Annotated in this window: 9 protein-coding genes and 1 riboswitch; of the genes, 7 read left to right on the top strand and 2 right to left on the bottom strand. The window is 69.5% G+C overall.

Annotated features, from left to right (window positions below; genetic code table 11):
• Nucleotides 1-47: 47 nt before the first annotated feature.
• Nucleotides 48-500: a hypothetical protein gene (locus ACE3P2_RS06150; protein ID WP_374262204.1), complete on the bottom strand. Its 453-nt coding sequence runs from the start codon at nt 498-500 to the stop codon at nt 48-50.
• 152 nt (nt 501-652) lie between these two features.
• Here ACE3P2_RS06150 and ACE3P2_RS06145 point away from each other — a divergent pair, with 152 nt between their 5' ends.
• The 6 genes from ACE3P2_RS06145 (at nt 653) to ACE3P2_RS06120 (ending at nt 11043) form a co-directional block, all read left to right on the top strand.
• On the top strand, nt 653-2104 hold the full coding sequence (locus ACE3P2_RS06145; RefSeq protein WP_374262201.1) for a PLP-dependent aminotransferase family protein: 1452 nt from the start codon (nt 653-655) through the stop codon (nt 2102-2104).
• Between the two features lie 66 nt (nt 2105-2170).
• On the top strand, nt 2171-3088 hold the full coding sequence (locus ACE3P2_RS06140) for a transporter substrate-binding domain-containing protein (protein ID WP_374262198.1): 918 nt from the start codon (nt 2171-2173) through the stop codon (nt 3086-3088).
• Between the two features lie 9 nt (nt 3089-3097).
• On the top strand, nt 3098-6016 hold the full coding sequence (locus ACE3P2_RS06135; protein WP_374262195.1) for an ATP-binding protein: 2919 nt from the start codon (nt 3098-3100) through the stop codon (nt 6014-6016).
• Nucleotides 6017-6116: 100 nt separating this feature from the next.
• Nucleotides 6117-7118 (top strand): LLM class flavin-dependent oxidoreductase, encoded by a 1002-nt coding sequence (locus tag ACE3P2_RS06130; protein ID WP_374262192.1) that lies wholly within the window; start codon nt 6117-6119, stop codon nt 7116-7118.
• A gap of 130 nt (nt 7119-7248) precedes the next feature.
• Nucleotides 7249-8139 carry a transporter substrate-binding domain-containing protein gene (locus ACE3P2_RS06125; RefSeq protein ID WP_374262189.1) on the top strand — a complete coding sequence of 297 codons (891 nt, stop codon included), beginning with the start codon at nt 7249-7251 and terminating at the stop codon, nt 8137-8139.
• 9 nt (nt 8140-8148) lie between these two features.
• Nucleotides 8149-11043 carry an ATP-binding protein gene (locus ACE3P2_RS06120; RefSeq protein ID WP_374262207.1) on the top strand — a complete coding sequence of 965 codons (2895 nt, stop codon included), beginning with the start codon at nt 8149-8151 and terminating at the stop codon, nt 11041-11043.
• Between the two features lie 129 nt (nt 11044-11172).
• Here ACE3P2_RS06120 and ACE3P2_RS06115 read toward each other — a convergent pair whose 3' ends face one another.
• On the bottom strand, nt 11173-12648 hold the full coding sequence (locus ACE3P2_RS06115; protein ID WP_374262186.1) for a carbonic anhydrase: 1476 nt from the start codon (nt 12646-12648) through the stop codon (nt 11173-11175).
• 151 nt (nt 12649-12799) lie between these two features.
• Nucleotides 12800-12910: riboswitch (TPP riboswitch) on the top strand.
• A gap of 37 nt (nt 12911-12947) precedes the next feature.
• Between ACE3P2_RS06115 and thiC the strand changes: the two genes are divergently transcribed.
• The gene (thiC, locus tag ACE3P2_RS06110) at nt 12948-14864 is read left to right on the top strand and encodes a phosphomethylpyrimidine synthase ThiC (RefSeq protein ID WP_374262184.1); all 1917 of its coding nucleotides are present in this window, start codon (nt 12948-12950) and stop codon (nt 14862-14864) included.
• Nucleotides 14865-15143 lie beyond the last annotated feature (279 nt).

The following is a 15143-nucleotide window of genomic DNA, read 5'->3' as shown; positions in this document are numbered from 1 at the left end:
CGGCCTGCGCCCCATCGCGGCGGGCGACGCGGACGCCTGAGCGCCGCTCAACGCCAGCTCACCTGCGCGCCGGTGGGCACCAGCAGCGCCGCCCCCACCGGCGCGACGTAAGGCTGCGCCCCACTCCACACCGTGAGCCGACCACCGTCATCGACCGCCAGCCGGTCCAGCCGCACCCCTGGCGGCGCCGGCCAGCGTCCCAGCAACCGGCCGCTGAACCCGTCGTGGGCATCCAGCCCGTCCGCCGCCAGCACCCACACCCGCCGGCTCGCCGCCTGCACATGCACCGCCAGCACCGGTCCGCGCGGCCGGCTGCGCAGCGTCGCCAGCGGCGTCACCCCGCGGCGCACGTCGATCACCTGCACCGCGCTGCCCCCGGGCGGCGCCAGCAACACCCACTTCAGTTCGGGGCAATACGCCTCGACGCCGCCCGCCCACGCCGACGCCACACACCCCACCAGCAAACCGGCGGACAGCCCCACCCACACAACGTGGCCCATGACGGCACTCCTCGACATCGCAGAACAGATACCCTGACAATATCGGACAATTTCCGCGCCCCACAGGCACACCTTTCCGCCAATACGCCTTACCGTACCGGCCGTTTTCCCGCCGCTGGCCCGGTAGCGCCGCCAATACACCGGAGCTCCCCATGCTGCAGATCGCCCTCGACCCCGACAGCGCCACCCCGCTCGTGGACCAGATCGTCGGCGCGCTGCGCACCCGCATCGACGACCGCCTCCTGCGCCCGGGCGCCCGCCTGCCCCCGATCCGCCAGTTCGCCGAAAACCACCGCGTATCACGCTTCACGGTCGTCGAGGCTTACGACCGGCTGGTCGCCATCGGCTACCTGCAGTCGCGCCGCGGCTCCGGCTTCTACGTGGCCGACCGCGGCCAGCCGATGCCCGCCGCCGCGTCCGAACAAGCCATCGAACGGGCCATCGACGCCACCTGGATGATCCGCGAGATGGCGGTGGACCAGCCCGGGCGCATTCTCGCCGGCGCCGGTGGCCTGCCCGCCGCGTGGCTCGACGAGGCCGGCGTGCTGCGCGCTCTGCGCAGCCTGTCCCGGCGTCCCGACGTACGCCCGGTGAGCTACGGCACCCCCCAGGGCTACGCGCCGCTGCGCGCCCAGCTGCAGGTGCGCCTCGCCGAGATCGGCATCGGCGCCACGCCCGAGCAGATCGTCCTCACCTACGGCGTGCATCAGGCGCTCGACATCGTCTGCCGCTACTTCCTCAAGCCCGGCGACTGCGTGCTGGTGGACGACCCCGGCTACTGGAACCTGTTCGGCAACCTGCGCCTTTACGGCGTCGCCCTCGTCGGCGTGCCGCGCACCCCCGACGGCCCCGACCCCGTCGCCCTCGAAGCCCTGCTCGCCCACCACCAGCCACGGCTGTTCTTCACCCATTCGGTGCTGCACAACCCCACCGCCTGCAACCTCTCCCCCGCGGTCGCCTTCCGCATCCTGCAACTGGCCGAAAAGCACGATTTCATGATCGTCGAGGACGACATCTACGGCGACCTCGCCCCCGACGCCGCCACCCGCCTCGCCGGGCTCGACCAGCTCTCGCGGGTGATCTACACCGCCAGCTTCTCGAAAACCCTGTCGGGCAACCTGCGGGTCGGCTTCCTGGCCTGCCGGCCCGACCTGGCGCACCGCTTCACCGACGTGAAGATCGTCTCGATGATGTCCTCGGCCGAACTGTCCGAGCAGCTCATCCACCAGCTTCTCACCGACGGCCACTACCGCAAGCACCTCGACCGCCTCAAGGCCCGTCTCGGCGAAGCCAGCGGACTGGCGCTGCGGATGCTGGAGCGGGTCGGCCTGGTGCCCGACCCCGAACCCAAGGGCGGCCCCTTCGTGTGGGCGCGGGTGCCGGGGATCGCCGACACCACCGAACTGGCCCGCCGCGCGGCCCGCGAGAACATCGTGCTGGCCCCCGGCAGCGTATTCCGTCCGCAAGGTCAGGCGTCCCCCTGGCTGCGCTTCAACGTCGTCTTCTGCAACGACCCGCGACTCGCCGCCTTTCTCTCGAAAACCCTTGCCAGTCAGGCGTTCCAGGCCAGTGAGGCGTCCCCGCCATCTATTACTAAAGTTTAGTTTCTAGCGCTAAAATGGCGGCTCTGTCCATTCCGTGCCCATGCAGGACACATCGGAAAAACCGTCATGTCCCTCCGCCTCTCCCGTCTGCTCGCCCCCCTGGCCGTCGCTGTCGCCGGCCTCCTGCTCTGCGCCGGCAGCGCCCTCGCCGACGACCTGCGCGACATCCGCGAGCGCGGCGTGCTGCGCCACCTGGGCGTGCCCTACGCCAACTTCGTCACCGGCAGCGGCGACGGTCTCGACGTGGAAATCGTGCAACTCTTCGCCCGCCACCTGGGCGTGCGCTACGAGTTCGTGCCGAGCACCTGGGACGACGCCATCGGCGATCTCACCGGCAAGGAAATCCGCTTCAAGCCCAGCGTCCAGGAAATCGGCCGGCGCCCGGTGCGCGGCGACCTCATCGCCAACGGCATGACCATCCTGCCCCCGCGCCAGAAGCTCGTGGACTTCTCCGACCCCACCTTCCCCTCCGCCGTCTGGCTGCTGGCCCGCCCCGACTCGGCCGCCACGCCGATCCGCCCGAGCGGCGACAAGGAAGCGGACATCCGCAGCACCAAGGCCAACATGAAGCTCGGCACCACCTTCGTGATGGACAACTCCTGCCTCGACCCCACCCTCTACGATCTCGAAGGCAAGGGGCTCAAGCTCAAGCGCTTCACCGGCAGCACCAACATCAACGACATCGTGCCGGCCATGCTCAAGCGCGAGAGCGACATGACCCTGCTCGACGTGCCCGACGTGCTGCTGGCCCTCGAACTGTGGCCCGGCAAGATCAAGGTCATCGGCCCGATCTCGGACGAGCAGCGCATGGGCGCCGCCTTCCGCAAGGATTCGCCGGAGCTGCGCGAAGCCTTCAACCGCTTCCTCGCCGGCATCAAGAAAGACGGCACCTACATGAAACTGGTCAAGAAGTACTTCCCCGTCGCCCCGCGCTATCTGCCCGAGTTCTTCCGCGACATTCCGGGCGCCAGGTCCAGTCGATAAACGCCGTCGATGTTCGTCGACTCACCGCTGCTCAGGCGCTACCGCAAGAGTTTCATCGCCGTCGTCCTGTTCATCGCCTACGCGGTGGGCCTGTTCGTTCATAACCTGAACGTCCAGCAGCGGCTCGAGCGCAACCTCCTCGACGCCGCCCGGCTCGAACTGGCCAAGCAGGCCGAAAGCCTCTCGGCCTATTTCTCCGAACGCCACAACACGCTAGCCAACCAGGCCGCGTCCGACCCCGTCGCCAACTACTTCGCTGGCCTCGACCTCGGCATGACCATCGAGTACGGCCTGGGCGTCCACACCCAGGCCATCGAAGACCGCTTCACGCAGCTCATCGACCGCGAACGCCTGGGCGACACCCGCATCTACGAGCGCATCGTCCTCATCGGCACCGACGGCCAGACCATCGCCGAGGCCGGCGAACTGTCCGCCAACCCCCTCGAGGACTACGCCGGCCTGGCGCCGCGCCTGGGGCGGACCCGCAACGTCAGCCTGCTGCCGGCGCGCGACTTGCTGCGCTTCAGCCAGCCGATCCTCATCAAGAACACCCTGCGCGGCCATCTCATCGCCTACAGCCCGGTGACCGCGATCCAGAGCCGCGCCGCCGCCCACAGCCTGCGCCCTGAAGCCCTGATCGCCAGCGCCAACGGCCGACCGGTCGGCCCCAACGCCCCGACCGGCTTCGCCCGCACCGACATCGCCCGCCTGCTCGCCGACCCCGCCGTCAGCGAAGCCCGCCTCGCCGGCCCGCTCGACGCCGTGCGCGACGACACCCCCATCGCCCTCGTCAAGCAGCCCGTCGATGGCACGCCGGTGGCCCTCGCCGCCCTCGTCACCGAGCGCGAACTCTCCGCCCACGCCATTCCCTCGCTGTTCCTCGCCGCCGCCGGCGCGGTGCCCTTCATCGTGCTGTACATCGTGATGCTCGAGATGCGCGAGCGCCGCCAGGTCGAGCACGCCCTGGCCGACGCCCGCGCCGCCGCCCGCGCCGAAGCCGAACGGCTGGCCCGCACCCGCAGCGAGTTCATCGCCAACATGAGCCACGAGATCCGTACACCGCTCAACGCGGTGCTCGGCCTCGCCCAGATCGGGCAACGCGACCTCAACGGCCGCCAGGCACGGCGCCAGTTCGTGCGCATCCTCGAATCCGGGGAACACCTGCTCGGCATCGTCAACGACATCCTCGACTACACCAAGATCGAGGCCGGCAAGCTCACCGTCGAGCACATCGTCGTCGAGCCCGGCCAGATCATCGACAACGCCATCACCCTCACCGCCGAGCGCGCCTACGCCCGCGGCCTCGCCCTCGAAGTCCACGAACGGGGCCTGCCCTCCCGCTGCCTGGGCGACCCGCTGCGCCTGTCGCAGATCCTGGTCAATCTCCTGGGCAACGCCATCAAGTTCACCGAGCGCGGCTGCGTCACCCTCGAGGCCGGCGTCGACGGCGACCAGCTCCACCTGCGGGTCAGCGACACCGGCGTCGGCATGAGCCCCGCCGAGATCGCCCGCCTCTTCCAGCCCTTCGAACAGGCCGACAGCTCCACCACCCGGCGCTTCGGCGGCACCGGCCTGGGCCTGTCGATCTGCGCCCACCTGGTCGAGCTGATGGGCGGCACCATCGAGGTCGACAGCGCACCGGGCGCCGGCAGCCGCTTCGACATCCGCCTGCCCCTCGACGGCGCCGAGTTCCCCGGCGTCCCGCCCGATGCCGGCACCATCGTCATGGCCGGCTTTCCGCCCGTCGAAATCGCCCCGCTCATCGCCGACCTGGCCGGGCGCGGCCTGCCCGTCACCCGCATCGCGCGGCCCGCCCCACCGCCGCCGGGCACCCGCCTGGTCGTCGTGGACGCCCGGCTGGGCGGCGACGCCTGCGCCTGGCGCGCGTGGTTCGAAACCCTTCAGCACCAGCACATCCCCACCGCCCTCGCCGGCCGCCTCGACGAAATCGCCGACGCACCGCTGCCCGAAGCCATCACCGCCCAGCTGCACCTGATCGAACGCCCGCTGCGCAGCCGCCACCTCGTCGCCTGCCTCGGCCAGCCCCACGCCACCGCCCACTGCGCCGACACCCCTCACGAAGCGCGCCTCAGCGGCCTGCGCATCCTCGCCATCGACGACAACGAGATCAACCGCGTCGTCCTCGAGGACATGCTGACCCAGGAAGGCGCCCGGGTCGAATGCTGCGAAGCCGCCGCCGACGCCCTGACCCGCCTCGACGCCCACGGCCGCGCCGGTTTCGACATCGTCCTCACCGACATCCAGATGCCCGGCATGGACGGCTACCAGCTGGCCCGGCTGATCGTCGCCCGCCACCCCGACCTGCCCGTGTTCGGCCTCACCGCCCACGCCGGCCCCGAAGCGCGCGCCCAATGCCTGGCCGCCGGCATGCTCGCCCACATCACCAAACCCGTCGATCTGGACCTGCTGGTGGCCGAGATCCTTCGCCGCTGCCGCCCCGCACCCGGCCCCGGCGGCGCCCCCGCCAGCGCCCCGCCGCCTGCCGCCCGCCCCGCGCTCCCCGCCCCCGACGTGGTTACCGAGGCAGGCGAAGCGCTCATCGACTGGCCCGCGTTCGCCGCGCAATTCCGCGGCAAGCCCCGCTTCCTCGAACGCATCGCCGGCAAGGCCATCGTCGGCTACCGCGACGACGCCGCGCGCCTGCGCGCCCTCGCCGCCGACGGCAACCTCGCCGACCTCGCCTTCCTCGCCCACAGCATCAAGGGCTCGGCGGGCGCCATCAAGGCCATGCCGATCCACCAGTTCGCCGCCGCCACCGACCTCGCCGCCCGCGAGGGCCGCCCCGACAGCCTCGATCTCGCCCTGCGCCTGGCCGAGCGGCTCGAACGCCTCGCCGACGAGATCGAAGCCCGCAGCGCGATGCACGCCCCCCCGGCCGCGCCGTGCCCCGACGTGCAGCAGGCCTGACACGGCGCACGCCGGCAAGCAAGACCGCCGCGGACGCGCTACGCTTATCCAGCGAGCGTAAGTGCCGCCCCAGAACGTCCCCGACCCCAGCGCACCCGACATGAAAAACCTCAAAGACATCCAACTCTCGATGCTCGACCTCGTCGCCGTCCGCGAAGGCCGCAGCGTCGCCGACGCCCTCGCGGTGGCCCTCGACACCGCACGGCACGCCGAGCAGCTCGGCTTCACCCGCTACTGGGTGGCCGAACATCACAACATGCCCGGCATCGCCAGCTCCGCCACCGCCGTGCTGGTCGGCCACCTCGCCGGCGGCACCCGGCGCATCCGGGTCGGCTCCGGCGGCATCATGCTGCCCAACCACGCCCCGCTGGTGGTCGCCGAAGCCTTCGGCACCCTCGCCGAGCTCTACCCCGGCCGCATCGACCTGGGCCTCGGCCGCGCCCCCGGCACCGACGGCGTCACGATGCGCGCCCTGCGCCGCGACCGCGTCGAGACCGAGGACGACTTCCCCCGCGAAGTGGCCGAGCTGCAACAGCTCCTCGGCCCCGTCCAGCCCGGCCAGCGCGTCGTCGCGATGCCCGGCGCCGGCACCAACGTGCCGATCTGGATCCTCGGCTCCAGCCTGTTCTCCGCCCGTCTCGCCGCCGAGCGCGGCCTGCCCTACGCCTTCGCCTCCCACTTCGCGCCGCGCCAGGTGCTCCAGGCCATCGAGCTGTACCGCAGCCAGTTCCGCCCGTCGGCCGTGCTCGCCGAGCCCTACGTCATGATCGGCGTCCCCCTCGTCGCAGCCCCCACCGACGAAGAGGCCGAATTCCTCGCCAGCAGCAACTACCAGCGCGTGCTCGGCATCCTCAGCGGCAACCGGCGGCGCCTGCAGCCGCCGGTCGAAGGCTTCATGGCCTCGCGCCACCCCGAGGAGCGCGCCGCCATCGGCGACTTCCTGGCCGCCGCGGTGATCGGCGGGCCGGAGCGGGTCCGCGAGGGCTTCGCCCGCCTCGCCCAGGTCACCGGCGCCGACGAGTTCATGGTCGTCTGCGACATCTTCGAGCCCGCCCTGCGCCTGCGCGCCCTCGACATCGCCGCCGCCGCGATGGCGGCCTGAGCGCCGCCCCCTCGGCCGGGGCGACGCGATTCGGGTAAAGAAATCGCCCCGGCTTCCGTTATGGGCAATGCTTCGATCATTGCTCATCAGCCACCTGCCCTGCGCCCGGGTGGCACGGAAGGGGTTTTCCATGACACGTCTCCTGCGGACCTGCCTGGCCGTCGTCGTGCTGCTGCTCGCCCAGGGCGCCCTGGCCAACGATCTGCGTGAAATCCGCGAACGCGGCGTGCTGCGCCATCTCGGCGTGCCCTACGCCAACTTCAACACCGGCAGCGGCGACGGCTTCGACGTCGAACTGATCCAGCGCTTCGCCCGCCACCTCGGCGTGCGCTACGAATACGTCCCCTCCACCTGGCCCAACCTGCTCGGCGACCTGATCGGCAAGGACGTGGAATACAAACCCACGCCCCACACCACCGCCAGCCGCCCGATCCGCGGCGACATCGTCAGCAACGGGCTCACCGTCCTCGCCACCCGCAAGAAGCTGATCGACTACTCCGACCCCACCTTCCCGTCCGCCGTGTGGCTGGTCGCACGCCCCGAATCGGCCGCCACGCCGATCAAGCCCAGCGGCAATCTGGCCCAGGACATCAAGGCCACCAAGGCTGCCATGAAGCTCGGCAGCACCTTCGTGATGGACAACATGTGCCTCGACCCCAACCTCTACGACCTGGAAGGCAAGGGCTACGCGCTCAAGCGCTTCACCCGCAGCCCGACGGTCAATGACATCGTGCCCGCGGTGATGAAGGGCGAGGCCGACATGACCCTCCTGGACGTGCCCGACATCATGATCGCCGTCGAGAAATGGCCGGGACAGTTCAAGATCATCGGCCCCATCTCCGGGCCGCAGGACATGGCCGCCGCCTTCCGCAAGAGTTCGCCGGAGCTGCGCGCCGCCTTCAACAGCTTCCTCGCCGACATCAAGCAGGACGGCACCTACATGAAGCTGGTGAAGAAGTACTACCGCACCGCGCCGCGCTATCTGCCCCAATTCTTCGCCGGTCTGCCCGGCAACGACTGACCCGTGCCCATGTCGCCCGCGGAGCCGCTGCTCAGACGCTATCGCAAGAGCCTCATCGCCGTCCTGATCTTCATCGCCTACGCGATCGGCCTGCTGCTGTACAACCTCGACATGCGCGAGCGCCTGCGCCAGAACCTGCTCGAAGCCGCCCAGCTCGAACTCGTCCGCCAGGCCGACGCCCTCAGCTACTACTTCGCCGAACGCCACAACGACCTGACCGACCTGGCCGCCTCCGAGGTGGTCACCGCCTACTTCGGCAGTCAGGATCTCGGCATGAGCTCCGACTACGGGCTCGCCATCAACATCCAGGCCATCGAGGACAAGCTGCAGCTCCTGCTCGAGCGCAAGCGCCTCGGCTTCACCCACATCTACGAGCAGCTCATGCTGATCGACGAGAACGGCCAGATCGTCGCCCGCGTCGGCAGCGCGCCCACCGGCACCGCCGAAGACCTCGCCGCCCAGCTCACCACCCTGCAGCAGGCGCCGGTCACCCTCAGCCTGCACGAGGACGGCCACCTGCTGCGCCTCATCCAGCCCGTGACCCGCAAGGGCAAGCACCGCGGCTACCTCGTCGCCCACTGCGCCTTCGACCCCCTCGACAGCCGCCTGTCCGCCACCGCCAGCCTGCGCCCCGAGGCCGTCGTGTACGGCGCCACCGGCCAGCCCATCTCGAAGCAGGCGCCCGCCGTCTTCTCCGACCCCGACGTCATCGAGCACCTCACCCGCCTCAAGGCCGGCAACAACACCCTCACCCATTCCCTCCTCAACGACGAAGCCAGCCTGATCGCGGTGCTCAAGCAGGGCATCGACAACTCGCCGTTCTCGCTGGCGATGCTCATCACCGAGCAGGAGCTGAGCGCCCACTCGACGCCGCCGCTGCTGCTGGTCGGCATGGGCACCGTGCCGCTGGTGGTCATCTTCATCGTGCTGCAGGAAATGCGCGAACGGCGCCGCGTCGAGGACGCCCACGCCGCCGCCCGCGCCGAGGCCGAACGGCTCGCCCAGGCCCGCAGCGAGTTCCTCGCCAACATGAGCCACGAAATCCGCACCCCGCTCAACGCCATCCTCGGCCTCGCCCAGATGGGCCAGCGCAGTTCCGCCGGACGCAACGCCGCGCAGCAGTTCGCGCGGATCAACGAATCGGGCCAGCACCTGCTCGGCGTCATCAACGACATCCTCGACTGCTCCAAGATCGAAGCCGGCAAGCTGCGGGTCGAGAGCATCGCCATCGAACCCGGCAAAGTCATCGACGCCGCCGTGACGCTCACCGCCGAACGCGCCTTCAACCGGGGGCTCGGCTTCACCGTGCTCGAGCGCGGCCTGCCCGCCAGTTGCCGCGGCGACCCCCTACGGCTGTCGCAGATCCTGGTCAATCTGCTCGGCAACGCGATCAAGTTCACCGAACACGGCAGCGTCACCCTCGACGTGCGCGTCGAGGGTGACATCCTCAGCCTGCGGGTCAGCGACACCGGCATCGGCATGACCGCCGAACAAGTCGCACGCCTGTTCCAGCCCTTCGAGCAGGCCGACAACGCCACCACCCGGTGCTTCGGCGGCACCGGGCTGGGCCTCTCCATCTGCGACCACCTCGTCAAGAGCATGGGCGGGCAGATGCTCGTCACCAGCACCCCGGGCGCCGGCAGCAGCTTCGACGTGCGCCTGCCGCTCATCGCCCCCGAACCCGACGACCGCCCGCCCCCGTCCGGCCACCTGCTCCTGGCCGGCTTTCCGCCCGACGAAAGCGCCCCCCTCGTCACCGAACTGCAGGCCCGGGGCGTCAGCGCCAGTGCCGTCGAACAACCGGTGTCGCCGGTGCCGGCCGGCGCCCTGATCGCCATCGACGCGCGCATCGCCGACGAAGGCCCGATGTGGCGCAAGTGGCTGCGCAACCTGCGCGACGACGGCCATCCGGTCGCCCTCGTCGGGCGCATCGACGAGTTCGACATGTCCGGCCTGGCCGACGGTCTCTCCGGTCGGCGGCCGCTCATCGAACGCCCCCTGCGCGTGCGCCACCTCGTCGAATGCCTGCGTACCCGCGGCGGCGGCCAGACCGCCGCCTACTCCCCGCCCGACACCCGACTGACCGGGCTGACCCTGCTCGCCGTGGACGACAACGAGATCAACCGCCTGGTGCTCGCCGACCTGCTCGCCCAGGAAGGCGCCCGCATCGATTGCGTTCCCGGCGCAGCCGAAGCGCTGGCCCAGCTCGACACCGTCGGCACCGCCTACTACCAGCTCGTGCTGACCGACGTCCAGATGCCCGACATGGACGGTTACGAGCTCACCCGTCGCCTCAAGACGCTCGACCCGACGTTGCCCGTGCTCGGCCTCACCGCCCACGCCGGCGCCGACGCCCGCAGCAACTGCCTCGCCGCCGGGATGCTCGCCCACATTCCCAAACCCCTCGAACTGGATACCCTCGTCGAGGAAATCCTGCGACACTGCCGGCAATCCAGCCGCACCGAAGCCGCCGCGCCGCCGCCTTCCACCACCATGACCGCCCCCACTCCGGAACCGACGCCCATGCCCACATCCGACGCCGAATCCCCCGTCGAAGCCGCCGCGCACGGCCTGATCGACTGGAGCGCCCTCGAAGCCCAGTTCAAGGGCAAGACCGCCTTCGTCACCCGCCTCGCCAGCCGGGCGCTCGCCAACTACCGGACCAGCGTCGTGCGCCTGCGCGCCCTCGCCGACGGCGACGGCGACCTGGCCGAACTGTCCTTCCTCGCCCACAGCATCAAGGGCACCGCCGGCACCCTCAAGGCCGACGCCATCCACGAACTGGCCGCCACCACCGACTACGCCGCCCGCGCCGGCGACACGCACAGCCGCCAGCTCGCCGCCCAGCTCGCCGCAAGCCTCGACACCCTCATCGCCGAACTCGCCGCCCGCACCGGCGAATGAGCCAACGGGGCCGTCGCCCCCACGCCGTGGCTGCCCCCTGCAAAAAAGAAGGGCGAACCTCAGGTTCGCCCTTCACGCTGCCGTCCCGCCCCGCCCCCCGGGGAGGCGGCCCTCGCCTCCTGTCGCCGCTCAGCGCGACTCCTTGATCATCCGACCGCGGATCGACTGCACCGGGCGCGCGTTCATCGGATACATCCGCGCGAAGATCGCGATCTGCTCGGCCGACAACTGCTGCGGCTGCTTCATCACCATCCACATCACCCCTTCGCTGCACGGGGGCGTGGTCAGCGAGCCCATGTAGGTGTAGTAATTGCGATCGTTCGGCAGCAACTGGCTCAGATCGATCGTCACCCCCTCGGGCGAATAGTCCACGTTCTTCTCGAGGGGCAGGTTGTTCCACAGCGTCTGCACCAGCGGATGCGCCTGCCCCCGCTCCAGCAACACCGCCACCACCGCCAGACGGCCGTCCAGATCCTTGTGGACCAGATGCGCCACCATCTCGAAGCCCTTTCCGTTGATGCGCTCCTCGGACGGGCGGTGGAAGTGGAACTGCACCAGATCGTAATACCGGCCCATCACCTGCAGGCTGTTGCCGGGGCCGACGTTGACCTGCACCGTGTGGCCGTTGTCGATGATCCGGAACGGCGTCGGCCGGTAATCGAAGCGAATCGGCTCCAGCTCCACCTTGATGCCCTCGCGGATGTCGATCGGCGACTGCCGCTCGCCCGATCCGCACAGTTGCCAGTCGGGCCGCAGCACGCCCCAGTTGGCCGGTCCGGTTTCGCCGTCGTAGCTCCAGTGGATGTCGTGGTGGGCCAGCGGCGTACCGGCAGCCGCCGGGCCGTGGGCCGCCTGCGCCTCAATCTGCATCGCCGGCGCGCGCACCACCCGCGGACGCGGGCGCGGCGGGGGCACGTAGGCCGGCACCCGGCGCACTTCAGGCGGCGCCTCGGCCTGGACCGGCTTTTCGGGGGCCGGCTCGGCCTTCGGCGGCGGCGCCGGCTTGTCGATGAAATTCTTCTTGATCGGCATCGTCGGCTCGGCCCCGTGCTCGGCCTTGGCGTCGGAAACCTGGGTCAGCGCCGGCTTGTCGACGCCCTTGGCCGGGCGGTAATCCGCCGCCCGCAGCTCGGGCTTCGCCTGGCTCGCCTGGGCGGCCTTGCCCGCGTTCTTCGCCAGCGCCGAAATGTCGTTCGTTCCGCCGGCCGCGCCCGCCGGCTTGCACACGTCGCGCCACAGCTTCTCGTCCACGCTGCCGGGCGCCACCGGCATGTCCTTCTCGACCTTCACCTTCTCGTCCTTCAGCACCGCCGAATCCGCGTCGAGGTACACCCGCTTGATGGTCGCGAAGGTCTGGTTGCGGCAGTCGTAACGGTTCAACGCCTTCACCGCCATGTAACCGGCCGTTGCCGCCTCGGCCTCGGACAGCACGATGCGCCCCCACGCCACCTTGGTGCCGGGATCGGACTGCAGGATGCTGGCCCGGTCGAGTTCGATCGTGCGCTTCTTGTCTGAAGCGACGGTCTGCCAGTCGGCAGCCAGCGCGGACGTGGTGCCGACGCAGGCCAGCAAGGCGGCGGCAAGGGGTCGCAGGCGGTAGCGCATTGTGATTCTCCGGAAAAAGGGCGGGCCGCGAAGGCCGGATGCCTCTATTTCGGCGCCGGAGCCCCAAAGCTTTAGCCAGCCACGGCCGCCCGCCGTCATCCGGAAAAACCCGGAGAATCTTGCATTTACCCTGCGCTTCCAGTACTTTGGGGAAATACGTTAGGGGTGCCGGTGCGCGCTTGGGTGCGCATGTCCCGGCTGAGACTTACCCTCCGAACCTGATCCGGGTCGTGCCGGCGTAGGGAAACGTGGCTCCGGCCGCGCCTTCCCCTTCGGCGCCCCCCTCCCAAGGAGCCTTCATGAACGCCACCGACAAATTCCTCGCCGCGTCCGCCCACGTGGACGAGGCCGCCATCGCCCCGCTGCCCAACTCCCGCAAGATCTACGTCGCAGGCTCGCGCCCGGACATCCGCGTGCCGATGCGCGAGATCAGCCAGGCCGACACCCCCACCGGCTTCGGCGGCGAGAAGAACCCGCCGATCTTCGTCTACGACTGTTCCGGCCCCTACACCGACCCGGCCGCGAAGATCGACATCCGCTCCGGCCTGCCGGCGCTGCGCCAGCGGTGGATCGAAGAGCGCGGCGACACCGAAGTGCTCGCCGACCTCACCAGCGAATACGGCCGCGCCCGCGCCGCCGACCCGGCTCTGGATGAACTCCGCTTCCCCGGCCTGCACCGCAAGCCGCGCCGCGCGCTGCCCGGCAAGAACGTCTCGCAGATGCACTACGCCCGCCAGGGCATCATCACCCCCGAGATGGAATACGTGGCGATCCGCGAGAACGTCAACCGCCAGGCCTACCTCGAATCGCTGCGCGCCACCGGCCCCCAGGGCGAGAAGATGGCGAAGCTCCTCACCCGCCAGCACAAGGGCCAGGATTTCGGCGCGGCGATTCCGTCTGAAATCACCCCCGAGTTCGTGCGCAGCGAAGTGGCCCGTGGCCGCGCCATCATCCCCAACAACATCAACCACCCCGAATCCGAGCCGATGATCATCGGCCGCAACTTCCTCGTGAAGATCAACGCCAACATCGGCAACTCGGCGCTGGGCTCCTCCATCAACGAGGAAGTGGACAAGATGACCTGGGCCACCCGCTGGGGCGGCGACACGGTGATGGATCTCTCCACCGGCAAGAACATCCACGAGACCCGCGAGTGGATCATCCGTAACAGCCCCGTGCCCATCGGCACCGTGCCCATCTACCAGGCGCTCGAGAAGGTGAACGGCAAGGCCGAAGAGCTCACCTGGGAGATCTTCCGCGACACCCTCATCGAGCAGGCCGAACAGGGCGTCGACTACTTCACCATCCACGCCGGCGTGCTGCTGCGCTACATCCCCATGACCGCCAACCGGATGACCGGCATCGTCTCCCGCGGCGGCTCGATCATGGCCAAGTGGTGCCTCGCCCACCACAAGGAGAGCTTCCTCTACACCCACTTCGAGGAAATCTGCGAAATCATGAAGGCCTACGACGTGGCCTTCAGCCTCGGCGACGGCCTGCGTCCGGGCTCGATCTACGACGCCAATGACGACGCGCAGCTGGGCGAACTCGAAACCCTCGGCGAACTCACCGACATCGCCTGGAAGCACGACGTGCAGACCATCATCGAAGGCCCGGGCCATGTGCCGATGCACCTGATCAAGGAGAACATGGACCTGCAGCTCGAATACTGCAAGGAAGCCCCGTTCTATACCCTCGGCCCGCTGACCACCGACATTGCCCCGGGCTACGACCACATCACCAGCGGCATCGGTGCCGCGATGATCGGCTGGTACGGCACCGCCATGCTCTGCTACGTGACGCCGAAGGAACACCTCGGCCTGCCCGACAAGGACGACGTCAAGGAAGGCATCATCACCTACAAGCTCGCCGCCCACGCCGCCGACCTCGCCAAGGGCCACCCGGGCGCGCAGATCCGCGACAACGCACTCTCCAAGGCGCGCTTCGAGTTCCGCTGGGAAGACCAGTTCAACCTCGGCCTCGACCCGGACAAGGCGAAGGAATTCCACGACGAGACCCTGCCCAAGGACTCGGCCAAGGTGGCGCACTTCTGCTCGATGTGCGGCCCGCACTTCTGCTCGATGAAGATCACCCAGGACGTACGCGACTTCGCCGCGCAGCAGGGCATCGGCGAGGCCGAGGCGCTGGAGAAGGGCATGGAGGTGAAGTCGATCGAGTTCGTGAAGAGCGGTGCGGAGGTCAATCGCACCGGGTGATGCCGCACAGCGCAGCTTGAGCATCGACGGGCCGCGAATGCGGCCCGTCCGCATTTCAGGAGCGCATTTTGACGATCGCCGCACACGTATGGCGCGGGCTGGCGTATAAACTGTCGGGTTTTCCCGTTCACGCCCGCCCCGGGCCTGCCGCGCGCCGATGAAGCTGCTCGAAGTGTTCACCCAGGATGACCTGATCGCCGCGCTCGGCGTGGAGACTGTGGCCAAGGGCCTGGGCTACGTCAGCCGCGTCAGCGCGCTCTCCACCGAGGGCAACACGGT

It is taken from the genome of Zoogloea sp. (assembly GCF_041911615.1).
GTDB lineage: Bacteria > Pseudomonadota > Gammaproteobacteria > Burkholderiales > Rhodocyclaceae > Zoogloea.
The sequence above is the reverse complement of the archived record's forward strand: the minus strand, read 5'-3'. Positions and strand labels throughout refer to the sequence as shown.